General features: G+C 60.2%; 17 protein-coding genes. 9 read left to right on the top strand and 8 right to left on the bottom strand.

The window, feature by feature from the left end:
• Positions 1 to 111: 111 nt before the first annotated feature.
• Positions 112 to 315 carry a recombinase family protein gene (locus tag FHC48_RS22190; RefSeq protein ID WP_059364905.1) on the bottom strand — a complete coding sequence of 68 codons (204 nt, stop codon included), beginning with the start codon at positions 313 to 315 and terminating at the stop codon, positions 112 to 114.
• 43 nt (positions 316 to 358) lie between these two features.
• Between FHC48_RS22190 and rimO the strand changes: the two genes are divergently transcribed.
• Entirely contained in the window at positions 359 to 1666 is a 1308-nt protein-coding gene (rimO, locus tag FHC48_RS22185) for a 30S ribosomal protein S12 methylthiotransferase RimO (RefSeq protein ID WP_059364907.1), read from the top strand.
• A gap of 63 nt (positions 1667 to 1729) precedes the next feature.
• Here the strand turns inward: rimO and gsiD are convergent, their stop codons facing one another.
• From gsiD to iaaA, 5 genes are read right to left on the bottom strand one after another with little or no spacing between them, the layout of a single operon-like run.
• Positions 1730 to 2641 carry a glutathione ABC transporter permease GsiD gene (gsiD, locus tag FHC48_RS22180; RefSeq protein WP_023292926.1) on the bottom strand — a complete coding sequence of 304 codons (912 nt, stop codon included), beginning with the start codon at positions 2639 to 2641 and terminating at the stop codon, positions 1730 to 1732.
• Between the two features lies 1 nt (position 2642).
• The gene (gene gsiC / locus FHC48_RS22175; RefSeq protein ID WP_021240949.1) at positions 2643 to 3563 is read right to left on the bottom strand and encodes a glutathione ABC transporter permease GsiC; all 921 of its coding nucleotides are present in this window, start codon (positions 3561 to 3563) and stop codon (positions 2643 to 2645) included.
• 5 nt (positions 3564 to 3568) lie between these two features.
• Entirely contained in the window at positions 3569 to 5107 is a 1539-nt protein-coding gene (gene gsiB, locus FHC48_RS22170) for a glutathione ABC transporter substrate-binding protein GsiB (RefSeq protein ID WP_023292928.1), read from the bottom strand.
• A gap of 23 nt (positions 5108 to 5130) precedes the next feature.
• Positions 5131 to 7002, bottom strand: a complete 1872-nt coding sequence (gsiA, locus tag FHC48_RS22165; protein WP_023326976.1) for a glutathione ABC transporter ATP-binding protein GsiA — start codon at positions 7000 to 7002, stop codon at positions 5131 to 5133.
• Between the two features lie 11 nt (positions 7003 to 7013).
• Positions 7014 to 7952 (bottom strand): beta-aspartyl-peptidase, encoded by a 939-nt coding sequence (gene iaaA / locus FHC48_RS22160; protein ID WP_025912889.1) that lies wholly within the window; start codon positions 7950 to 7952, stop codon positions 7014 to 7016.
• 187 nt (positions 7953 to 8139) lie between these two features.
• Here iaaA and moeA point away from each other — a divergent pair, with 187 nt between their 5' ends.
• Both moeA and moeB read left to right on the top strand, forming a co-directional pair.
• The gene (moeA, locus tag FHC48_RS22155) at positions 8140 to 9372 is read left to right on the top strand and encodes a molybdopterin molybdotransferase MoeA (protein WP_220418963.1); all 1233 of its coding nucleotides are present in this window, start codon (positions 8140 to 8142) and stop codon (positions 9370 to 9372) included.
• A 1-nt stretch (position 9373) separates the two neighbouring features.
• Complete coding sequence (moeB, locus tag FHC48_RS22150) at positions 9374 to 10126, top strand: molybdopterin-synthase adenylyltransferase MoeB (protein WP_063436335.1); 753 nt, start codon at positions 9374 to 9376, stop codon at positions 10124 to 10126.
• Positions 10127 to 10211: 85 nt separating this feature from the next.
• Here moeB and fsa read toward each other — a convergent pair whose 3' ends face one another.
• Positions 10212 to 10874: a fructose-6-phosphate aldolase gene (gene fsa / locus FHC48_RS22145; protein WP_023326972.1), complete on the bottom strand. Its 663-nt coding sequence runs from the start codon at positions 10872 to 10874 to the stop codon at positions 10212 to 10214.
• 129 nt (positions 10875 to 11003) lie between these two features.
• Here fsa and FHC48_RS22140 point away from each other — a divergent pair, with 129 nt between their 5' ends.
• From FHC48_RS22140 to FHC48_RS22125, 4 genes are all read left to right on the top strand, one after another.
• A complete protein-coding gene (locus FHC48_RS22140; protein WP_059362589.1) occupies positions 11004 to 11903 on the top strand; it encodes a glycyl-radical enzyme activating protein in 900 nt (299 codons plus the stop codon).
• Positions 11904 to 11907: 4 nt separating this feature from the next.
• Positions 11908 to 14340 (top strand): formate C-acetyltransferase/glycerol dehydratase family glycyl radical enzyme, encoded by a 2433-nt coding sequence (locus tag FHC48_RS22135; RefSeq protein WP_059362586.1) that lies wholly within the window; start codon positions 11908 to 11910, stop codon positions 14338 to 14340.
• Between the two features lie 166 nt (positions 14341 to 14506).
• Positions 14507 to 15322 (top strand): Cof-type HAD-IIB family hydrolase, encoded by an 816-nt coding sequence (locus FHC48_RS22130; RefSeq protein ID WP_059362583.1) that lies wholly within the window; start codon positions 14507 to 14509, stop codon positions 15320 to 15322.
• Between the two features lie 151 nt (positions 15323 to 15473).
• Entirely contained in the window at positions 15474 to 16730 is a 1257-nt protein-coding gene (locus FHC48_RS22125) for a DUF1479 domain-containing protein (RefSeq protein ID WP_023343641.1), read from the top strand.
• Here the strand turns inward: FHC48_RS22125 and FHC48_RS22120 are convergent.
• A complete protein-coding gene (locus tag FHC48_RS22120) occupies positions 16727 to 17800 on the bottom strand; it encodes a LacI family DNA-binding transcriptional regulator (RefSeq protein ID WP_059362580.1) in 1074 nt (357 codons plus the stop codon). The genes FHC48_RS22125 and FHC48_RS22120 overlap by 4 nt on opposite strands.
• Positions 17801 to 18088: 288 nt before the next feature.
• Between FHC48_RS22120 and FHC48_RS22115 the strand changes: the two genes are divergently transcribed.
• A complete protein-coding gene (locus FHC48_RS22115; protein ID WP_008501189.1) occupies positions 18089 to 19390 on the top strand; it encodes an MFS transporter in 1302 nt (433 codons plus the stop codon).
• A gap of 17 nt (positions 19391 to 19407) precedes the next feature.
• On the top strand, positions 19408 to 21771 hold the full coding sequence (locus FHC48_RS22110; RefSeq protein WP_059362577.1) for a TIM-barrel domain-containing protein: 2364 nt from the start codon (positions 19408 to 19410) through the stop codon (positions 21769 to 21771).
• Positions 21772 to 21952: the final 181 nt, after the last annotated feature.

Here is a 21952-nt window from a genome sequence, read left to right as displayed (position 1 = left end):
CTGTTTGACTGCTTCAATTTTAAACTCTTCAGGATAACGCTTACCGCTCATGGGCACCTCTCTTTAAGTCATCTTAAATGACTCTGAGGTGTCTGTTAAACCCGTGGCGATTCAAACTGCATCTATAAAATCCCCTAATTTTCCTGTGTTGGTATTCTTGCCACGAAAAGCACTGACGTTAGGATCTTCGATCTCAACCATTTCCAGCCCAGCTTCAGCCGCATATACTCTCGCGGCTGCAAGCTGCCTGTTTCTGGTTGTCCCTTTGTCCTGGCGATCTGTTGACCACCTGATGTAGCTATAAAGTTGTGGCATCTATATAATCCCCGGCAATGTGAGCAACTGATTGTACAAAAAAATGTCTAAGATTGGATTTATATCATTAGGGTGCCCGAAAAACCTGGTGGATTCAGAACGCATCCTGACCGAACTGCGCACCGAGGGCTATGACGTGGTGCCAAGCTACGACAACGCCGATATGGTGATCGTTAACACCTGCGGGTTTATCGACAGCGCGGTCCAGGAGTCACTGGAAGCCATCGGTGAAGCGCTGACCGAAAACGGCAAAGTGATCGTGACCGGCTGTCTGGGCGCGAAAGAAGACCAGATCCGCGAAGTGCACCCGAAGGTGCTGGAGATTACCGGCCCGCACAGCTACGAGCAGGTGCTGCAACATGTTCATCACTACGTGCCAAAACCCAAGCACAACCCGTTCCTGAGCCTGGTGCCGGAACAGGGCGTGAAGCTGACGCCGCGCCACTACGCGTACCTGAAAATTTCCGAAGGCTGCAACCACCGCTGCACCTTCTGCATCATCCCGTCCATGCGTGGCGATCTGGTGAGCCGTCCAATCGGCGAAGTGCTGGCGGAAGCCAAACGTCTGGCCGATGCAGGCGTGAAGGAACTGCTGGTCATCTCCCAGGACACCTCAGCTTACGGCGTGGACGTTAAGCACCGCTCCGGTTTCCACAACGGCGAGCCGGTGAAAACCAGCATGGTCGGCCTGTGCGAGCAGCTGTCCAAACTCGGTATCTGGACGCGTCTGCACTACGTTTACCCGTACCCGCACGTTGACGACGTGATCCCACTGATGGCGGAAGGCAAGATTCTGCCATACCTGGACATCCCGCTGCAGCATGCCAGCCCGCGTATCCTGAAGCTGATGAAACGTCCTGGCTCCGTTGACCGTCAGCTGGCGCGCATCAAGCAGTGGCGTGAGATCTGCCCGGACCTGACCCTGCGCTCCACCTTCATCGTTGGCTTCCCGGGTGAAACCGAAGAAGATTTCCAGATGCTGCTCGACTTCCTGAAAGAAGCGCGTCTGGACCGCGTCGGCTGCTTCAAGTACAGCCCGGTAGAAGGCGCAACCGCCAACGAGCTGGCGGACCAGGTGCCGGAAGAGGTGAAAGAGGAGCGCTGGAACCGCTTCATGCAGCTTCAGCAGCAGATTTCTGCCGAGCGTCTGCAGGAAAAAGTGGGCCGCGAGATCATGGTTATCATCGACGAAGTGGACGAAGAAGGTGCGATTGGCCGCAGCATGGCGGACGCCCCTGAAATCGACGGTGCGGTGTACCTGAATGGCGAAACCAACGTTAAGCCGGGTGATGTTATTCGCGTGAAGGTTGAAAACGCGGATGAGTATGACCTGTGGGGTAGCCGGGTTTAATCTCCCCACTCCGCTTTTGTAGGCCGGGTAAGGCGTAGCCGCCACCCGGCACATTTCACTGCACTACCCCTTTATCCTCGGATCCAGCGCGTCGCGCAGCCCATCCCCCAGCAGGTTAAACGCCAGCACGGTCAGGAAAATCGCCAGGCTTGGGAAGATCGCCACGTGTGGCGCAATCACCATATCGGCCCTCGCCTCGTTCAGCATCGCGCCCCACTCCGGCGTGGGAGGCTGTGCCCCTAGCCCCAGAAACGACAGGCTCGCCGCCGAGATAATCGACACGCCGATACGCATGGTGAAGTAGACCACGATGGACGACACCGTCCCCGGCAGAATATGGCTGAAGAGGATGGTGGCGTCGCTGGCCCCCATACTGCGGGCCGACTCGATGAAGGTCTGCTGTTTCAGCACCAGCGTGTTGCCGCGCACCAGGCGGGCAAAGGCCGGAATCGAAAACACCGCGACCGCAATGATGACGTTGGCCATGCCGCTGCCCATGATCGCCACCACGGCAATCGCCAGCAGAATGCCGGGGAAGGCAAACAGCACGTCGCAGATGCGCATGATGATGCGGTCCCACCAGCCTTCGTAATAGCCGGCGACCAGCCCCAGCACGATCCCAATGGTCGCGCCGATCAGCACCGCAAACACCCCGGCGGCGAGCGAAATCTGCGCCCCCACCAGCACCCGGCTAAAGATATCCCGCCCGAGAGAGTCCACGCCGAACCAGTGGAGCATCGAGGGCCCGTCGTTCAGGCGGTCGTAGTCAAAATAGTTTTCCGCATCAAACGGCGCCACCCACGGCGCCACGATCGCCACCACGATCAGCAGCAGCACGAACAGCCCCGCCGTCATCGCGACCGGCTGACGGCGAAAGCGCCGCCAGAATTCAGACCACGGGGTGCGGATGTGGTCCGGTTTTAGCCCCGGCATGGCGTTTAATACGGCCTGACGCCGCCAGTTCAATAATCGCATCTTACTTATACCTGATGGCCGGGTTAATGGCGGCGTAGAGCACGTCCACCACGAGGTTGATAAGAATAAACTCCAGCGAGAAAAGCAGGACTTCCGCCTGAATCACCGGATAGTCGCGCATCTCGACGGAATCGACCAGCAGACGTCCCAGCCCCGGCCAGTTAAAGACCTTTTCCACCACGATAGAGCCGCCCAGCAGGAAGCCAAACTGCAGCCCCATCATCGTCACCACCGGGATCATCGCATTGCGGAACCCGTGCTTGAGAATGACCCACTTCTCGCTGACCCCTTTCGCCCGCGCGGTGCGAATATAATCTTCGCTCAGCACGTCAACGAACGAGGCGCGGGTAAAGCGGGCCATCACCGCCGACACGGCAGCCCCCAGCGTCATCGAGGGTAGAATGTAATGCTTCCAGGTATCGGCCCCGACGGTGGGCAGCCAGCCCAGCTCAACGGAGAAGATCTGCATCAGCAGCATCCCCAGCGCGAACGCCGGGAAGGAGATGCCGGTCACCGCCAGCGCCATGCCGAGCTTGTCCGGCCAGCGGTTGCGCCAGACGGCCGCCACAATCCCGGCGCCAAGTCCGAACACCACCGCCCAGCTCATGCTGGCTATCGTTAACCAGAACGTGGGCATAAAGCGGCTGGCGATCTCCTCCGACACCGGACGACGCGACACCATCGAGATACCAAAGTCACCCTGCAGAACGTTGCCAATATAGTGCAGAAACTGCATATACAGCGGCTGGTCAAGACCCAGCTGTTTACGCACCAGCTCAATGACCGTGGCATCCGCTTCGGGCCCGGCAACCAGACGCGCCGGATCGCCCGGCAGCATATGGACAAACAAAAACACCAGCACCGCCACAATCAGCAGCGTCGGGATAAGCCCCAGCAGGCGTTTACAAACATAGTTCAGCATGGGCGTTATTTTAAATCCGCATCGTCAAAGCTAAAGCCCGTATCCGGCATGATGTAGAACCCGGTCAACGCTTTGTTATGGGCTGACACCAGTTTCTCCACCACCAGCGGCACCCACGGCGACTCTTTCCAGATGATGTCCTGCGCGTCCTTGTAGAGGCGTGCTTTCTCCTCCGGTTTGGTGGTTTTCAGCGCATCGGCCAGGTCTTTGTCCACCTGCGGGTTGCTGTAGAACGCGGTATTGAACAGGGTTGGCGGCCAGTTCTGTGAGGCAAACAGCGGCGACAGCGCCCAGTCGGCTTCACCCGTCGAGGCCGACCAGCCGGTGTAGAACATCCTCACCCCGCTCTCTTTCTGCCCTTTCCCCTCGACCTCTGCCGCACGCTGCCCGGCATCCATGGCGGTAACCTGCGCCTTAATACCCACCTGCGCCAGCTGCTGCTGGGTAAACTGCAGCACCTTCTGGGCGGTACTGTGGTTATGCGACGACCACAGCGTGGTGCTAAAGCCGTTCGGATAGCCCGCCTCTTTCAGCAGCTCGCGCGCTTTGGCCGGATCGTACGGCCACGGCTGATAGCTTTGCGCATACGCGATAGCCGGCGGCAGCACGCCGGTGGCCGGGGTGGCATAGCCCGCAAAAGCGACCTTCACCAGCGCCTGGCGGTTAATGGCATAGTTAATGGCTTCGCGCACCTTCGGATTATCGAACGGCTTTTGCGTGACGTTCATGCTGATGTAGCGCTGCATGATCGACGGGCTGGCGACCAGCTCCAGCTTGCTGTTTTTCTCCAGAATGGCGGCCTGCTCGTACGGGACCGGGAAGGCAAACTGCGCCTCGCCGGTTTGCAGCATCGCCGCACGGGTATTGTTATCCACTACCGGGCGCCAGGTGATGGTGTCCAGCTTCGGCAGCCCTTTCTGCCAGTAGCCCGCGTATTTCTTCACCTTCACAAAATCGGTCTGATTCCAGGTGACCAGCTCGTACGGACCGGTACCCACCGGGTGGAAGCCAATCTCCTTGCCGTATTTCTTCAGCGCGGCAGGGGAAATCATCGCCGTCGCCGGATGCGCCAGGATATTGATAAACGCGGAGAACGGCTCTTTCAGGGTGATTTTTACCGTCGCCGGGTCGACCACCTCGGTTTTGGCGATGTTTTTATAGAGGTTATAACGCTTGAGGCTGTTCTCAGGATTGCTGGCGCGATCGAGGTTTACCTTCACCGCGTCCGCATTAAAGTCGGTGCCGTCCTGGAACTTCACCCCGGTTTTGAGCTTAATGGTGTACACCAGCCCGTCATCCGAAACGGTGTACCCCTCCGCCAGCACGTTTTTAAGCTTCATCTCTTTATCCAGGCCAAACAGGCCCTGGTAGAACGATTTCGCCACCGCCTGGGAGAGCGTGTCGTTAGCGTCATACGGATCCAGCGTGGTGAAGTTAGAGCCGACGGCGACCACCACATCTTTGGCAGCGAACGCGGGGGCAGCGGCCAGGGCTGCCGTCACGCTCGCGGCTAACAACCATCTACGCGCTACAAATGTAACCATTATGTTCTCCTGCCTGTTGAAAGTTATAACCGCGAAAAGGCATTGTCCTGACGCGGGGGAGCCACGAAATGACCCGGACCGACCTCACGCAGCGCCACGCGCTCCACGGCCTCGCCGCGTTTACGAATATTGCTCGGCATTTCATCCTGCAGCAGCACGCGCTGGCCGTGACGATGCGCCGGGTCGGCGACCGGGACCGCCGCGATGAGCTTGCGGGTGTACGGGTGCTGCGGGTTCTCAAATACCGCCCTTCGCGGCCCGATTTCCACGATTTGCCCCATAAACATCACCGCCACGCGATGGCTGATGCGCTCAACCACCGCCATGTCGTGCGAGATAAACAGGAAGGCGATCCCCATATCCCGCTGTAAATCCAGCAGCAGATTGATGATTTGCGCCCGGATAGAGACATCCAGCGCCGAGACGGATTCATCCGCAATCACCACTTTCGGGTTCAGCGCCAGCGCGCGGGCGATGCAGATACGCTGCCGCTGCCCGCCGGAAAACTCGTGCGGATAACGCCAGGCGTGTTCCGGCTTTAGGCCAACGCGCTCCAGCAGCCAGGCCACGCGACGCTGCGCCGCCTCGCCGTCGAGCAGGTTATGCACCCGCAGCGGCTCCATGATCGAATACCCCACCGTATGTCGCGGATCGAGAGAGGCATACGGATCCTGAAAAATAAACTGAATATCCCGCCGCACCGCCTGCAGCCTGCTGTCCGGAAGGGTATCAATGCGCTCGCCGTTAAAGGTAATGCTGCCCTCCTGCGCGTCCACCAGACGGAGCAACGCGCGCCCGGTCGTGGATTTACCGCAGCCGGACTCCCCTACCAGCGCCAGCGTTTCGCCCGGCCAGAGGTCGAAGCTGACGTTTTCCACCGCGTGCACTTCGCGCTTTACGCGGTTCAGTACGCCGCTGCGCAGCGGAAAACGCGTGACCAGATTGCGCACTTCCAGAATGGGCTTGCCCGGCACCACGGTGTCCTGCTCGCGTTCCTCCTCCTGCGGCTCAGACGCCTCCAGGGAAATCAACGGAAAACGACGCGGCAGATCGCTGCCGTTCATCGCCCCCAGGCGCGGAACCGCCGCCAGCAGCGCTTTGGTGTAAGGATGCGCGGGCGCGTGAAAAATCTGCTCGACCGGGCCGGTTTCCACCGCGCTGCCCTTGTGCATCACCAGCACCCGATCGGCGATATCGGCGACCACGCCCATATCGTGGGTGATGAAAATCACCCCCATCTCCATCTCCTGCTGCAGCACCTTGATGAGCTGCAGGATCTGCGCCTGAATCGTCACGTCCAGCGCCGTCGTCGGTTCATCGGCAATCAGCACCGCCGGACGGCAGGAGAGCGCCATGGCAATCATCACCCGCTGGCGCATGCCGCCGGAAAGCTGATGTGGATAGCGGCTCAGGATGGCCTGCGCCTCCGGAATGCGCACCAGCTCCAGCATGCGTCTGGCCTCCCTGAGCGCTTCATCACCGCTTAGCCCCTGATGCAGGCGGATGGACTCGGCAATTTGTTCCCCGACCGGGAACACCGGGTTCAGGGAGGTCATCGGCTCCTGAAAGATCATCGCAATGTCCGCCCCGCGCACGCCCTGCATCTGCGCGCCGCTCAGCTCGTTTAAATCAATGACCTGACGGTTACGGCGGCGCAGCAGCATTTTCTCGCTGCTGATTTGCCCGCCCGTCTGTTCCAGCAGGCGCATCAGCGCCAGCGCGGTGACCGATTTCCCGGAGCCGGATTCGCCAACAATCGCCAGCGTCTCGCCGCGCCTGAGCGAAAACGATAAATTCTGTACTGCGGGGATGAACTGCCGCTCTTCCTGAAACGCAATATTCAGCTGATGGACAGCCAGCACTTCGCGGTTGTCCAGCTCTTCACTGTGCGGCACGCGCTGCCCCCTTATTCACGATAGATCCCCGTGCTCGGCTCATCACCGGCATAGCCCCAGGCGCGGTACATCCCTTCGCTGTTGAACGGCAGGGCCACGTTGCCCTCGCGATCCACTGCAATCAGCCCGCCGACGCCGCCCAGGGCAGGCAGTTTCTCCATCACTACGCGCTCGCAGGCTTCGCTCAGGCTTAAACCGCCGTAATCCATCAGCGCGGTGATGTCGTAGGCCGCGAGGGCGCGAATAAAGACTTCCCCGGTGCCGGTACACGACACCGCCGCCGTCGCGTTATTGGCATAGCAGCCGGCGCCCGGCAGCGGGCTGTCGCCCACGCGTCCGGGGAGCTTGTTGGTCATCCCGCCCGTGGAGGTTGCCGCCGCGAGGTTGCCCGCTTTGTCGAGCGCCACCGCGCCGACCGTGCCCATTTTGCTGCGCTCATCCAGCGGCGCAGTATGGTCAAGCTGCGTCATACCCGCCGAACGGGCGTCCAGCAGCTGCTGATAGCGCGCCTCTGTGGAAAACAGATCGGGCGATACCGGCTCCATTCCGTGTTCGAAGGCAAACCTCTCCGCCCCCGCGCCCGTCAGCAGCACGTGCGGGCTCTCTTCCATCACCAGACGCGCGGCCAGCACCGGGTTACGCAGGTGGCTGACGCCTGCCACGGCCCCCGCTTTCAGGGAGATACCGTCCATGACGCAGGCATCCAGCTCGTGGGTTTCATCCCGGGTAAAGACCGAACCGATCCCCGCATTAAATAACGGGCACTCCTCCAGCAGGCGTACCGCCTCGGTGACCACGTCCAGCGCGCTCTCGCCCGCTTCCAGCATTTTCTGGCCCGTTTCGACAATGGCGTACAGCGCGTCGATGTAGCGCTTTTCCTGCTCAGGAGTGAGCTGTGCACGGGTGATTGCCCCGGCCCCGCCATGAATTGCGATTACCGCCTTAACCATTCGCATCACCCGTTAGCCTGTTTTGCGGCTTTTTCTATAAATATCATTATCGTCGACGAAACTTCAGATGATTTTTGAATATAGAAAGACGTAACAGTGATGTAAAGCGTACACCCTCCGGTCATACAGTTAGCCGCACTTTTCTGCCATAATGGACGCTTTCGTTGTTACTCCGCAGGAGCCCACCATGGATTTTACCGCCGGACTGATGCCGCTTGAGACGGCACTCACGCAGATGCTTGACCGAGTTTCCCCGCTGCATGACGTTGAGACGCTGCCCCTCGTGCGCTGTTTTGGCCGTATTGCCGCACGCGATATCGTCTCCCCGCTCAACGTACCGGGGTTTGATAACTCCGCGATGGACGGTTACGCGGTACGCCTGGCGGATCTCCAGACGGGTAACGCCCTGCCAGTGGCGGGTAAAGCCTTTGCGGGTCAGCCGTTTAGCGGGGAATGGCCTGCGGGCACCTGCGTGCGCATCATGACCGGTGCGCCGGTTCCGGCTGGCTGCGACGCTGTCGTCATGCAGGAAGAGACCGAACAGACCGACGACGGGGTGCGTGTTACCGCCAGCGTCAAAGCGGGCCAGAACATCCGCCGCACGGGTGAAGACATCACCCTCGGCGCGACCGTTTTTGCCGCCGGGCAAAGGCTGACGGTGGCGGAGCTGCCGGTGCTGGCCTCGCTCGGCATCGCGGAAGTTGACGTTATCCGCAAAGTGCGCGTCGCCGTTTTCTCCACCGGCGACGAGCTGCAGCTTCCGGGCCAGCCGCTGCAGGACGGTCAGATTTACGACACCAACCGCCTGGCGGTACACCTGATGCTGGAGCAGCTGGGCTGCGAGGTGATTAACCTCGGCATCATTCCTGACGACCCGGAAAAACTGCGCGCGGCGTTTATCGAGGCGGATAAATCCGCCGACGTGGTCATCAGCTCCGGCGGCGTCTCCGTGGGCGAAGCGGATTACACCAAAACCCTGCTTGAAGAGCTGGGCGAAATCGCCTTCTGGAAGCTGGCGATCAAGCCGGGCAAACCGTTCGCGTTTGGCAAGCTTCCACACAGCTGGTTCTGCGGCCTGCCGGGTAACCCGGTCTCGGCGGCACTCACCTTCTACCAGCTGGCGCTCCCGCTGCTGGCGAAGCTTTCCGGCAACAAGGCCAGCCCGCTGCCGGAACGCCTGCGCGTGCGTGCCGCCACGCGGCTGAAAAAATCGCCGGGCCGTCTCGACTTCCAGCGCGGCATTCTGGCGCGCGGTGCGGACGGCGAGCTCGAAGTGAGCACCACCGGACATCAGGGCTCGCACATTTTCAGCTCCTTCAGTCTGGGCAACTGCTTCATCGTGCTGGAGCGCGAGCGCGGCAACGTGGAAGCCGGCGAATGGGTTGAGGTCGAGCGCTTTAACCACCTGTTCGGAGGCTGACATGACGGTGGAGCTGAGCGACCCGGAGATGATGCGCTACAACCGCCAGATTGTGCTGCGCGGGTTTGATTTCGAAGGTCAGGAAGCGCTCAAGGCGGCCAGCGTGCTGGTCGTCGGGCTGGGCGGGCTGGGCTGCGCCGCCGCGCAGTACCTTGCTGCGGCGGGCGTAGGAAGCATGACGCTGCTGGATTTCGATACCGTATCGGTGTCCAACCTGCAGCGCCAGACGCTGCACAGCGACGCGACGGTGGGCCTGCCGAAAGTGGAATCCGCCAGGGCTGCGCTGGCGCGTATCAACCCCCACGTTCAGTTCACGCTGATTGACGCAATGCTGGATGACGACGCGCTCTCCGCGCAGATTGCCCGGCACGATCTGGTCCTGGACTGCACGGATAACGTCACCGTCCGTAATCAGCTCAACGCGGGCTGTTTTGCTCACAAAACCCCGCTGGTCTCCGGCGCGGCGATCCGCATGGAGGGGCAAATCAGCGTCTTCACGTACGCCGAGGGTGAACCCTGCTACCGCTGCCTGAGCCGTCTGTTTGGCGAGAATGCGCTGACCTGCGTTGAGGCGGGCGTGATGGCGCCGCTCGTCGGCGTGATTGGTTCATTGCAGGCAATGGAAGCGATCAAGGTGCTGACGAATTACGGCACGCCCGCCGCGGGGAAAATCGTGATGTATGACGCGATGACCTGCCAGTTCCGCGAAATGAAGCTAATGCGTAATCCGGGGTGTGAGGTGTGTAGTCAGTAAAAAGTCGGGTGGCGGCTTAGCCTTACCCGACCTACAACGGCTCGAACGTAGGCCGGGTAAGCGTCAGCGCCACCCGGCAACCGCGTCAGATGGACGTCCGTCCAAACGCCCCCTGCCAGTCCTGCTCAAACTTCACAATCGCTGCGTCTACCGCCGGAGAGGTAATAAACTGCTGCGCCACGTCCAGCGGCAGCGTGATGGACTCGCAGCCTGCCAGCAGGCAGTCCAGCGCCTGACGCGGGGTTTTAAAGCTCGCGGCCAGCACTTTTGACTGCGGCGCATGCAGCGTCAGCAACTGCTGTAATTCCACCACGGTCTGGATCCCGTCCCCGCCCTGCGCGTCCACGCGGTTAACGTAAGGGGCCACATACTCCGCCCCCGCCAGCGCGGAGAGCATCCCCTGCGCGGCACCGTAGACCGCCGTGCCCAGGGTCGGGATCCCTTCCGCCTTCAGCATCTTGATCGCCGCAAGCCCTTCTGCGGTCACCGGCACTTTCACCACCAGATCGTTAATGATGGCGCGCAGCTTACGCGCGTCTTCCACCATCCCTTCGGCGGTGGTTGCCATTACCTGCGCAAACAGACGGCCCTTGCCGCCCAGCGCGTCGTGCAGCGCGGGCAGCAGTTCGTCGAGCGGCGTTTTACCGGCCGCCACAATGCTTGGGTTGGTGGTCACGCCCGCCAGCGGGAAGATACGCGCCAGCTTTTTGACTGCCGCAACGTCAGATGTGTCGAGATAAAGTTCCATGATGTCACCCTCAAAATTAGCCTGCACTTACCCTATCACGACAAAACCTGCTCAAGAGTTGACCTGCATCAAGATAACTTTCATTCGAAAGTAATTTAATCTTCATATGCAAGATGAGAGGCGAAAAACATGATCTTCAATATTCAGCGTTACTCTACCCACGACGGCCCCGGAATTCGTACCGTGGTGTTCCTGAAAGGCTGCTCGCTGGGCTGTCGCTGGTGCCAGAACCCGGAAAGCCGCTCCCGCAGCCGGGACGTGCTGTTTGATGCGCGTCTGTGCCTGGACGGCTGCGACCTGTGCCAGCAGGCGGCACCGGGCTGTATCGAACGCGCGCTGAATGGCCTGGTCATCCACCGCGAAAAGCTGAGTGAAGAGACGCTTGATGCCCTCACCGACTGCTGCCCGACGCAGGCGCTGACCGTTTGCGGCGAAGAACAGCAGGTCGAAAAGATCATGGCGACCGTACTGCGCGATAAACCTTTTTATGACCGCAGCGGCGGCGGGATCACCCTCTCCGGCGGCGAACCGTTTATGAACCCGGAGCTGGCGCACGCGCTGTTTAAAGCAAGCCATGACCAGGGTATCCACACCGCCGTCGAAACCTGCCTTCACGTGCCGTGGCACTATATCGAGCCGTCATTACCGTACGTCGATCTGTTCCTCGCCGACCTGAAGCATGTCGACGGAGACGTTTTCAAGCAGTGGACGGACGGTTCGGCTAAGCGCATCCTGGACAACCTGAAACGCCTGGCCGCCGCCGGGAAAACAATCACCATCCGCGTACCGCTGATCCAGGGCTTCAACGCGGATGAAGCCTCCATCACCGCCATTACCAACTTCGCTGCCGATGAACTCGGCGTCGACGATATTCATTTTCTGCCGTATCACACGCTGGGCATGAACAAATACACCCTGCTCGGCCAACCCTACTCTGCCCCTGACAAACCGCTGGATAACCCTGCCCTGCTGGACTTCGCGCAGCAGTACGCCTGCCAGAAAGGGTTAACCGCGACCTTACGAGGATAAACTTATGACCACCCTGAATCTCAACACCCTCAGCGAGCGCATTAAGGCGCACAAAACGGCCCTGGTGCATATCGTGAAGCCGCCGGTCTGTACCGAGCGCGCCCAGCATTACACCGAAATGTACCAGCAGCACATGGACAAGCCGATCCCGATGCGCCGCGCCCTGGCGCTGGCGCATCACCTGGCCAAGCGTACCATCTGGATCAAGCACGACGAGCTGATCGTCGGGAACCAGGCCAGCGAAGTGCGCGCCGCGCCGATCTTCCCGGAATACACCGTCTCCTGGATTGAGAAAGAGATTGACGACCTGGCGGACCGTCCGGGCGCGGGCTTTGCGGTGAGCGAAGAGAACAAGCGCGTGCTGCATGAAATCTGCCCATGGTGGCGCGGCCAGACGGTGCAGGACCGCTGCTACGGCATGTTCACCGACGAGCAGAAAGGCCTGCTGGAAACCGGCATCATCAAAGCCGAAGGTAACATGACCTCCGGCGACGCGCACCTGGCGGTGAACTTCCCTCTGGTGCTGGAGAAAGGTCTCGACGGCCTGCGCGCCAAAGTGGCCGAGCGCCGCTCGCGCATCAACCTGACGGTGCTGGAAGACCTGCACGGCGACCAGTTCCTGAAGGCGATCGACATCGTGCTGGAAGCGGTGAGCCTGCACATCAAACGCTTTGCCGAACTGGCGCGCGAGATGGCCTCCACCGAAACCCGCGTAAGCCGCCGCGACGAGCTGCTGGCAATGGCGGAAAACTGTGACGTAATCGCCCACGAGCCGCCAAAAACCTTCTGGCAGGCGCTGCAGCTGTGCTACTTCATTCAGCTGATCCTGCAGATTGAGTCCAACGGCCACTCCGTCTCCTTCGCGCGTATGGACCAGTATCTCTATCCGTACTACCGCCGCGACGTGGAGCTGAACCAGAGCCTGGACCGCGAGCACGCCATCGAGCTGCTGCACAGCTGCTGGCTGAAATTGCTGGAAGTGAATAAGATCCGCTCCGGCTCGCACTCGAAGGCTTCCGCCGGTAGCCCGCTGTACCAGAACGTCACCATCGGCGGCCAGAAGCTGGTTAACGGTGAGCCGATGGACGCGGTGAACCCGCTCTCGTACGCGATTCTGGAATCCTGCGGTCGCCTGCGCTCCACCCAGCCGAACCTGAGCGTGCGCTATCACGCGGGCATGAGCAACGACTTCCTCGACGCCTGCGTGCAGGTGATCCGCTGCGGCTTCGGGATGCCGGCGTTCAACAACGATGAAATCGTCATTCCGGAATTCATCAAGCTCGGCGTTGAACGCGACGACGCCTACGACTACGCGGCCATTGGCTGTATCGAAACCGCGGTGGGCGGCAAATGGGGCTATCGCTGCACCGGCATGAGCTTCATCAACTTCGCCCGCGTGATGCTGGCCGCGCTGGAAGGCGGCCGCGACGCCACCAGCGGCAAGGTGTTCCTGCCGCAGGAGAAAGCCCTCTCTGCCGGTAACTTCGATAACTTCGAGGAGGTGATGGCGGCGTGGGATACCCAGATCCGCTACTACACCCGCAAATCCATCGAGATTGAGTACGTGGTAGACACCATGCTGGAGGAGAACGTCCACGATATTCTCTGCTCGGCGCTGGTGGACGACTGCATCGAGCGCGCGAAAAGCATCAAGCAGGGCGGCGCGAAGTATGACTGGGTGTCCGGCCTGCAGGTGGGCATCGCCAACCTCGGCAACAGCCTGGCGGCGGTGAAGAAGCTGGTGTTCGAACAGGGCGTCATCGGCCAGCAGCAGCTGGCGGCGGCGCTGGCCGATGATTTCGACGGACTGACGCACGAGCAGCTGCGCCAGCGCCTGATCAACGGCGCGCCGAAGTACGGCAACGACGACGACAGCGTGGATATGCTGCTGACCCGCGCCTATCAGACCTATATTGAGGAGCTGAAGCAGTACCATAACCCGCGCTACGGCCGCGGCCCGATTGGCGGTAACTATTACGCGGGCACCTCTTCCATCTCCGCGAACGTGCCGTTTGGCGCGGCGACGATGGCGACACCGGACGGACGTAAGGCGCATACCCCTCTGGCGGAAGGGGCCAGCCCGGCTTCGGGTACGGACCACCTCGGCCCGACGGCGGTAATTGGCTCGGTGGGCAAACTGCCGACGGAAGCGATTCTCGGCGGCGTGCTGCTGAACCAGAAGCTGAACCCGTCGACGCTGGAAAACGACAGCGATCGCCAGAAGCTGATGGTGCTGCTGCGCACCTTCTTCGAGGTGCATAAGGGCTGGCATATTCAGTACAACATCGTCTCGCGCGAAACGCTGCTGGAGGCGAAGAAACACCCGGACCAGTACCGCGACCTGGTAGTGCGCGTCGCGGGTTACTCGGCGTTCTTCACCGCCCTGTCGCCGGATGCGCAGGACGATATTATCGCCCGTACTGAGCATACGCTGTAAGAAAACGCCCGGTGGCGCTGCGCTTACCGGGCCTACAGAGTCTCCCCGTAGGCCGGGTAAGGCGAAGCCGCCACCCGGCTTTCTGACTTTCATTCGAAATTAAATTTGTGCTCCTCGTCACCTTGTTATTAGAATGTTTCAAAACGCAGTGACCCAGGAGCACAGTATGACCGTAAAAGTTATCGTCACCGATATGGACGGAACTTTCCTTGATGATGCCAAGCAGTACGATCGTGACCGCTTCCAGGCACAGTTTGAACAGCTTAAAGCCCGCGACATTGAATTTGTTGTCGCCAGCGGCAACCAGTATTACCAGCTCATCTCCTTCTTTCCGGAGCTTAAAGATCGGATCTCTTTCGTGGCGGAAAACGGCGCGCTGGTGTTCGATCGCGGCGAGCAGATTTTTCACGGCGAGCTGACCCGCCATGAGTCGCAGATCGTGATTGGCGAACTGCTGAAAGACAAAGCGCTGAACTTCGTGGCCTGCGGGCTGGAGAGCGCCTACGTCAGCGATAAAGCGCCGGACGCGTTCGTGGCGCTAATGTCAAAGCACTACCACCGCTTAAAGCGCATCAGCGATTACCGCGACATTGACGACGTGCTGTTTAAGTTCTCCCTGAACCTGCCGGACAGCGATATTCCTAATCTGGTGGATAAACTCCACGTCTCCCTGGACGGCATCATGAAGCCGGTCACCAGCGGCTTTGGCTTTGTCGATTTAATTATCCCCGGCCTGCACAAAGCGAACGGCATCAGCCGCCTGCTGAAACGCTGGAAAATCTCTCCGCAAGAGTGCGTGGCCATTGGCGACAGCGGCAACGATGCCGAGATGCTGAAGCTGGTAAAATATTCCTTTGCGATGGGCAACGCGGCGGAAAGCATCAAAGAAATCAGCCGCTACAGCACTGACGACAACAACCATCAGGGCGCGCTGAACGTCATTCAGGCCGTGCTCGACAACCATTCCCCGTTCGACGCCTGAACCTCTTCTCGCCGGAGCCCTGCTCCGGCACCCTCACTCATTTTCCTGTCCTGTGGCACACGTCAAGTTTTTAAACTTGCATTAACTTATTTTTAACTTAAAGTATCACTTGTAGACACTTTTACTTTCGAATGAAAGATGAGAGGCAGTTATGACCTTTACCAGTGAAACCTTGCCGGCGGATCACAAAGCGGCAATCCGTCAGTTGAAACGTGAGTTACGCGCGCAGATCGGCGACGTGCAGGCGGTGTTCGACAAGCTCAGCGACAGCATTGCCACCCGCGTGGCGGAAATTAACGCCCTTAAAAATAAAGGTGAATCCGTCTGGCCGGTGATTCCGTTTAACGATGTGAAAAACGGCACCATTACCGACGCGCAGCGCGAGGCCGTTAAGCGCCGCGGCTGCGCGGTGATTAAAGGTCACTTCCCGCGCGAGCAGGCGCTGGCGTGGGATCAGTCGATGCTCGACTACCTCGATCTGAACAAGTTTGATGAGGTGTACAAAGGGCCAGGCGATAACTTCTTCGGCACCCTGACCGCTTCTCGTCCGGAGATTTACCCGATCTACTGGTCGCAGGCGCAAATGCAGGCGCGCCAGAGCGAAGAAATGGCGCAGGTGCAGTCGTTCCTGAACCGCTTATGGACGTTCGAGAGCAACGGCAAGCAGTGGTTCGACCCGGACGTGAGCGTGATTTACCCGGATCGTATCCGCCGCCGTCCGCCGGGAACCACCTCGAAAGGACTCGGCGCGCATACCGACTCCGGCGCGCTGGAGCGCTGGCTGCTGCCGGCATACCAGCAGGTTTTCGCCCGCGTGTTTGACGGCAACGTCGACAAGTACGATCCGTGGAACGCCGCGCACCGTACCGAAGTGGAAGAGTATACCGTCGATAACACCACCAAATGCTCGGTGTTCCGCACCTTCCAGGGCTGGACGGCGCTGTCGGATATGATCCCCGGCCAGGGGCTGCTGCACGTGGTGCCGATCCCGGAAGCAATGGCGTACATTCTGCTGCGTCCGCTGCTGGACGACGTGCCGGAAGACGAGCTGTGCGGCGTGGCGCCTGGGCGCGTGCTGCCGGTTTCCGAGAAGTGGCACCCGCTGCTTATCGAGGCGCTGACCAGCATTCCTGCGCTGGAGGCGGGTGATTCGGTGTGGTGGCACTGCGATGTGATCCACTCCGTCGCGCCGGTGGAAGATCAGCAGGGCTGGGGCAACGTGATGTACATCCCCGCCGCACCGATGTGCGAGAAAAACCTCGCCTACGCGAAGAAGGTCAAGGAAGCGCTGGAGACCGGCGCGTCGCCGGGAGACTTCCCGCGCGAGGATTATGAAAAAACCTGGCAGGACCGCTTTACCGTGAACGATCTCAACATCCACGGCAAACGCGCGCTGGGCATGGTCTAGCTGTCGTACAGCCCTTCCCTCTCCACGGCGGTGCGTCGTTTCCCCTGACGTATCCGCCGTACCGATTCCCGCACGGCCAGCGTGCCGTTCAGCAGCAATGTGCCTACCGGCGCGTCCGGGCGCATGAGCCGCTGCTGGAGCATGTGTACCGCTTCCGTTCCCAGCTCATCGCGGGGAACATGCACGGCCGTTAATGGAACATCCTGAATCGCCGCCAGGTTAAAGCCGTCGATGCTCATCACCGAGACGTCCTGCGGCACACGCAGGCCGTGGTTTTGTAAGGCGCTGATGGTGCCCGCCGCCATAAAGTCGCCGCCAACCAGGAACGCCGTCGGCAGGTCTTTTCCCTGCTGCAGGTTTAGCCAATCGCTCACCAGCTGCTCCGTCTCTCTGGCGCTGAAGCTCGGCACCACCAGCAGATCGCGCTTGTCATTGAACGCCAGGTTGTGGGACTGCCACGCGTCGCGGATCCCCGACAGGCGCTGCTCCATGGTGTAGCGCCGCAGGCACAGCACGTTCATTACCTCCCGGTGCCCCATCTCGAACAGGTACTCCGCCGCCCGCTCGCCGATGGCGCGGTGATCCGGCGCAACGGCAGGCAGACGCATGTGCCGGTCGCGGCAGTTAATCAGCATGCAGGGTTTGCCCACGTCCACAGCCAGATCGTGGATATGCGGATCGTCAATACCGAGAAGAATGGCCGCCTGCGTATCCGGCTCGTTCATCCGCGCCAGAAACAGCTGGGCGTCGCTGTCGTTCTCCTCCAGCGCGCAGTAGCGCAACCGGACCTCGTGGGAGGCAAGTGCTTTGCTCACGCTCTGGATCACGCGGTAGTAAAAGATGTCGGACCGCTCGTCAAACGCCCGCTGCGGGGCAAAAACCACCAGGCTGTTAAGCAGCAGACGCCCTGCCGCCATGCCGTCCATTACCCCCAGCTCGCGCGCGCACGCCAGCACCTTTGCACGCGCTTTTTCGCTGGTATTCGCTTTCCCCGCCAGCACCCGCGACACGGTGCTGATGGAGAGCTGCGTGCGGGCCGCGATTTCGGTGATTTTTAGCCTTTTGTCCATTTTGTGATCTGGCTCCATTTGCGAAATGAAAAAATTTTCATAGCGTGTTTGTCAGGCAATAACTGACATGAATGCCATCATGCCAGAGCGTTTTCGTCGGTTATGAGAAATTTTGCACAAAATCCACTTTTGCCCACTCATTTTCTTCCTTAAGGTGAACTTGTCACACAGCTTCCATACTAGTTGTATAGCAACTTAAGCATTATAAGCGGATAGAAATCAAAGGCATAACAATCTGTGTGACACCTGAACCTCCGTCCCCTTACCGTCCGTCTTGTGGAGAGTAAAATGAGTCAGGACATCAATAACACCATTGCGACAAGCAAAACCCGTCGCGTCATCAAGAACCTGCGCTGGTACGTGCTGGTGCTGTTTTTGCTGGGCGTCACCGTTAACTACATCACCCGAAACTCCTTAGGTATTCTCGCTCCGGAACTGAAAGAGAGCCTCGGGATCACCACCGAGCAATACTCCTGGATCGTCGGCGCGTTTCAGATCGCCTATACCATTTTCCAGCCCCTGTGCGGCTGGCTGATTGACGTCATTGGCCTGAAGATTGGCTTTATGGTCTGCGCCGGGATCTGGGCGCTGATGTGTATCTTCCACGCGGGCGCCGGAAGCTGGCTGCACCTGGCGATTCTGCGCTTCTTTATGGGGGCTTCTGAGGCCGCCGCCACCCCGGCGAACGCCAAAACCATCGGCGAATGGTTCCCGAAATCAGAGCGTCCCGTTGCCGCCGGCTGGGCGGGCGTGGGCTTCTCCATCGGCGCAATGCTGGCTCCCCCTATCATCTACTTTGCTCACGCCTCGTTCGGCTGGCAGGGGGCGTTTATGTTTACCGGCGTGCTGGCGCTGCTGTGGGTGATCCTCTGGTGGGCGTTCTACCACAACCCGGAGCAGCACCCGAACCTGAGCAAGGACGAGCTGGCGTTTATCAAGCAGGATAACGAACCGGCGCCGGTCAAACTGCCCTTCCTGACCGCGCTGAAAACCGTTTCAAAAAACAAACGTTTCTACGGTATCGCCATTCCGGCCTTTATGGCAGAACCCGCCTGGGCGGTGCTGAGCTTCTGGGTGCCGCTGTACCTTGCCAAAGAGCACGGTATGGACCTGAAGCAGATTGCGATGTTTGCCTGGCTGCCGTTCCTCGCCGCCGACCTCGGCAGCGTGGCAAGCGGCTACCTGACGCGTCTGTACACCCGCCTGTTCGGCTGCTCCCGCGTGAACTCGGTCGTCGCCAGCTCCGTGACCGGCGCGTTCCTGATGATCTCGCTGGCCATCGTGGCCATTACCCGCGACCCGTATATCACCATTGTGCTGATCTCCATCGGCGGCTTCGGGCACCAGATCATCTCCTGCATGCTCAGCGCCCTGGTCGTGGAGTCGTTCGATAAAGGCCAGATGGCGACCGTCAACGGCATGCGCGGCTCGGCGGCGTGGATCGCCAGCTTCCTGTTCTCGCTGTTAATTGGTGTAACCGCCGACAAAATCGGCTTTAACCCGCTCTTTATCGCCATGGGCTTCTTTGACCTGATTGGCGCTCTCTTCCTGGTAGCATTTATTGCTGAACGTCGCGCCAAGCGCGCCTGATTGTGGATGTATTGCATATGAAAACCCTGAAAAACTGGACCCTGGATACGCAGTCGGCAAACCATCTGGAACTGCTGGTCGATAGCCAGCACCGCCTGTGCCTGTACGTGCTGGAAGAGAACCTGTTCCGCGTGCTGATCAAACGCAAGGGCGAACTGGCGCTGGACCGCACCTGGAGCATCGCACCGGAAAAAGACGTGCCGTGGGAAGGTCGCCGTCGCGACGATCTGAGCGGCTTCTCCTGCCCCGCCTGGACGCTGACGCAGCAGGACGATACGTTAACCGTGGCAACCGAGCAGCTGCGCGTCACCGTCCACCAGCCGCTGTGGCTGGAGTGGCACTACCGCAATGAGGCGGGCGAGTGGCAGCCGCTGGTCAACGACCGCCCCACCAGCGCCTACCTGCTGAACGCTCACGGCGACGGCGTGGCGCACTACCTCAGCCGTCGCAAGGACGAGCGTTTCTACGGCCTGGGTGAGAAAGCGGGCGATCTGCAGCGCAACGGTAAACGCTACGAGATGCGTAACCTCGACGCGATGGGTTACAACGCCGCCAGCACCGATCCGCTGTACAAGCACATTCCGTTCACCCTCACCCGCCGCGACGACGTGAGCTACGGCCTGTTCTACGACAACCTGAGCAGCTGCTGGCTGGATCTCGGTAACGAGATCGATAACTACCACACCGCCTATCGCCGCTGGCAGGCGGAAGCGGGCGATATCGATTACTACATCTTTACCGGCAGACGCGTGCTGGACGTCACCAAAGCCTTTGTTCGCCTCACCGGAAAAACGCTGTTCGGACCGAAATGGAGCCTGGGCTACAGCGGCTCAACCATGCACTACACCGACGCGCCGGACGCGCAGAATCAGCTGATGAACTTTATTCGCCTGTGCGAAGAGCACGCCATTCCGTGCGACTCGTTCCAGCTTTCGTCTGGCTATACCTCCATCAACGGCAAGCGCTACGTCTTCAACTGGAACTATGACAAGGTGCCGCAGCCGAAGGTAATGAGCCAGGCCTTCCACGACGCGGGAATGAAGCTTGCGGCGAACATCAAGCCGTGCCTGTTGCAGGACCATCCGCGCTACAGCGAAGTGGCTGAACGCGGTCTGTTCATTCGCGATTCAGAAACCGATGCACCCGAACGTTCCAGCTTCTGGGATGACGAAGGCTCACACCTCGACTTTACCAACCCGCAGACGGTGCAGTGGTGGCAGAACGGCGTCACCACGCAGCTGCTGGAGATGGGCATCGACTCCACCTGGAACGACAATAACGAATATGAAGTGTGGGACGGGGAAGCCCGCTGCTTTGGCTTCGGCCAGGAGATTGCCATCAAGCATATTCGCCCGGTGATGCCGCTGCTGATGATGCGCGCCTCGCTGGAAGCGCAGCAGCGCTTTGCGCCGGAAAAGCGTCCGTATCTCATCTCCCGCTCCGGCTGCGCCGGGATGCAGCGCTACGTCCAGACCTGGAGCGGCGACAACCGCACCAACTGGGACACCCTGCGCTATAACATCCGCATGGGGCTGGGCATGAGCCTGTCCGGGCTGTTCAACGTCGGCCATGACGTCGGCGGTTTCTCCGGCGACAAGCCGGACGCCGAGCTGTTCGTGCGCTGGGTGCAGAACGGCGTGATGCACCCGCGCTTTACCATTCACTCGTGGAACGATGACCACACGGTGAACGAGCCGTGGATGTATCCGGGCGTCACGCCTGCCATTCGCGGCGCGATTGAGCTGCGCTACCGCCTGCTGCCGTATCTCTACACCCTGCTCTGGCAGGCGCATGCCGACGACGAGCCGATGCTGCGCCCGACCTTCCTCGACCACGAGCACGACGCGCAAACCTTCAAAGAGTGCGACGACTTCCTGCTGGGCCGCGACCTGCTGGTCGCCAGCGTCGTCGAGGCCGGGCAGCGCGAGCGCCGCGTCTGGTTGCCGGATAACGAAACGGGCTGGTACGATTTTTACACCCACGCGTGGTATGCGGGCGGGCAATCCATCGTCCTCGATGCGCCGCTGGAAAAACTGCCGCTGCTGGTGCGCGCCGGGGCCGGTCTGCCGCTCAGCGAGCGCATCACGCATGTGAGTGCCGAAAAAGATACGACCCGCGAGCTGCAGCTGTTCCCGGTGAAAGGCGTCGGCACAACCTCGGGGCTGCTGTTTGAAGACGATGGTGAAAGCTGGGGCTACCTGAACGGCAATGCGCTGTGGGTGGAATGGGAAATGGTGTGCGACGGCGCAACCATCAACCTGAAGGTGAACGCGCGCGGCGACTATCGTCCGGCGTGGAAGGCGCTGAAGGTATCATTACCGGCGGGGGAAAAACGTACGCTGCGGGTGAACGGGGTTGAAAGGAGTGAGTGGGTGCTCTGAACATTGCCGGGTGGCGGCTTCGCCTTACCCGGCCTACAAAGTCACCCGTAGGCCCGGTAAGCGAAGTGTATGACCGGATACATAGGTGACAGATCAGACCGGGAACATAGGTAACACTTTTAGTCTATCCGCACCACACTCTGGGTTTTTCGGTCGTAGTACGCAAGCGTTATTCCGTTGA

This window comes from Enterobacter sp. EC_50 (assembly GCF_019584525.1).
GTDB lineage: Bacteria > Pseudomonadota > Gammaproteobacteria > Enterobacterales > Enterobacteriaceae > Enterobacter > Enterobacter roggenkampii.
The sequence above is the reverse complement of the archived record's forward strand: the minus strand, read 5'-3'. Positions and strand labels throughout refer to the sequence as shown.

Excerpts from the sequence above, each read along its gene's own strand:
- FHC48_RS22190 (WP_059364905.1), bottom strand. The coding sequence starts at position 315 with ATGCCACAACTTTATAGCTACATCAGGTGGTCAACAGATCGCCAGGAC.
- rimO (WP_059364907.1), top strand. The coding sequence starts at position 359 with ATGTCTAAGATTGGATTTATATCATTAGGGTGCCCGAAAAACCTGGTG.
- gsiD (WP_023292926.1), bottom strand. The coding sequence starts at position 2,641 with ATGCGATTATTGAACTGGCGGCGTCAGGCCGTATTAAACGCCATGCCG.
- gsiC (WP_021240949.1), bottom strand. The coding sequence starts at position 3,563 with ATGCTGAACTATGTTTGTAAACGCCTGCTGGGGCTTATCCCGACGCTG.
- gsiB (WP_023292928.1), bottom strand. The coding sequence starts at position 5,107 with ATGGTTACATTTGTAGCGCGTAGATGGTTGTTAGCCGCGAGCGTGACG.
- iaaA (WP_025912889.1), bottom strand. The coding sequence starts at position 7,952 with ATGGTTAAGGCGGTAATCGCAATTCATGGCGGGGCCGGGGCAATCACC.
- moeA (WP_220418963.1), top strand. The coding sequence starts at position 8,140 with ATGGATTTTACCGCCGGACTGATGCCGCTTGAGACGGCACTCACGCAG.
- moeB (WP_063436335.1), top strand. The coding sequence starts at position 9,374 with ATGACGGTGGAGCTGAGCGACCCGGAGATGATGCGCTACAACCGCCAG.
- fsa (WP_023326972.1), bottom strand. The coding sequence starts at position 10,874 with ATGGAACTTTATCTCGACACATCTGACGTTGCGGCAGTCAAAAAGCTG.
- FHC48_RS22140 (WP_059362589.1), top strand. The coding sequence starts at position 11,004 with ATGATCTTCAATATTCAGCGTTACTCTACCCACGACGGCCCCGGAATT.
- FHC48_RS22135 (WP_059362586.1), top strand. The coding sequence starts at position 11,908 with ATGACCACCCTGAATCTCAACACCCTCAGCGAGCGCATTAAGGCGCAC.
- FHC48_RS22130 (WP_059362583.1), top strand. The coding sequence starts at position 14,507 with ATGACCGTAAAAGTTATCGTCACCGATATGGACGGAACTTTCCTTGAT.
- FHC48_RS22125 (WP_023343641.1), top strand. The coding sequence starts at position 15,474 with ATGACCTTTACCAGTGAAACCTTGCCGGCGGATCACAAAGCGGCAATC.
- FHC48_RS22120 (WP_059362580.1), bottom strand. The coding sequence starts at position 17,800 with ATGGACAAAAGGCTAAAAATCACCGAAATCGCGGCCCGCACGCAGCTC.
- FHC48_RS22115 (WP_008501189.1), top strand. The coding sequence starts at position 18,089 with ATGAGTCAGGACATCAATAACACCATTGCGACAAGCAAAACCCGTCGC.
- FHC48_RS22110 (WP_059362577.1), top strand. The coding sequence starts at position 19,408 with ATGAAAACCCTGAAAAACTGGACCCTGGATACGCAGTCGGCAAACCAT.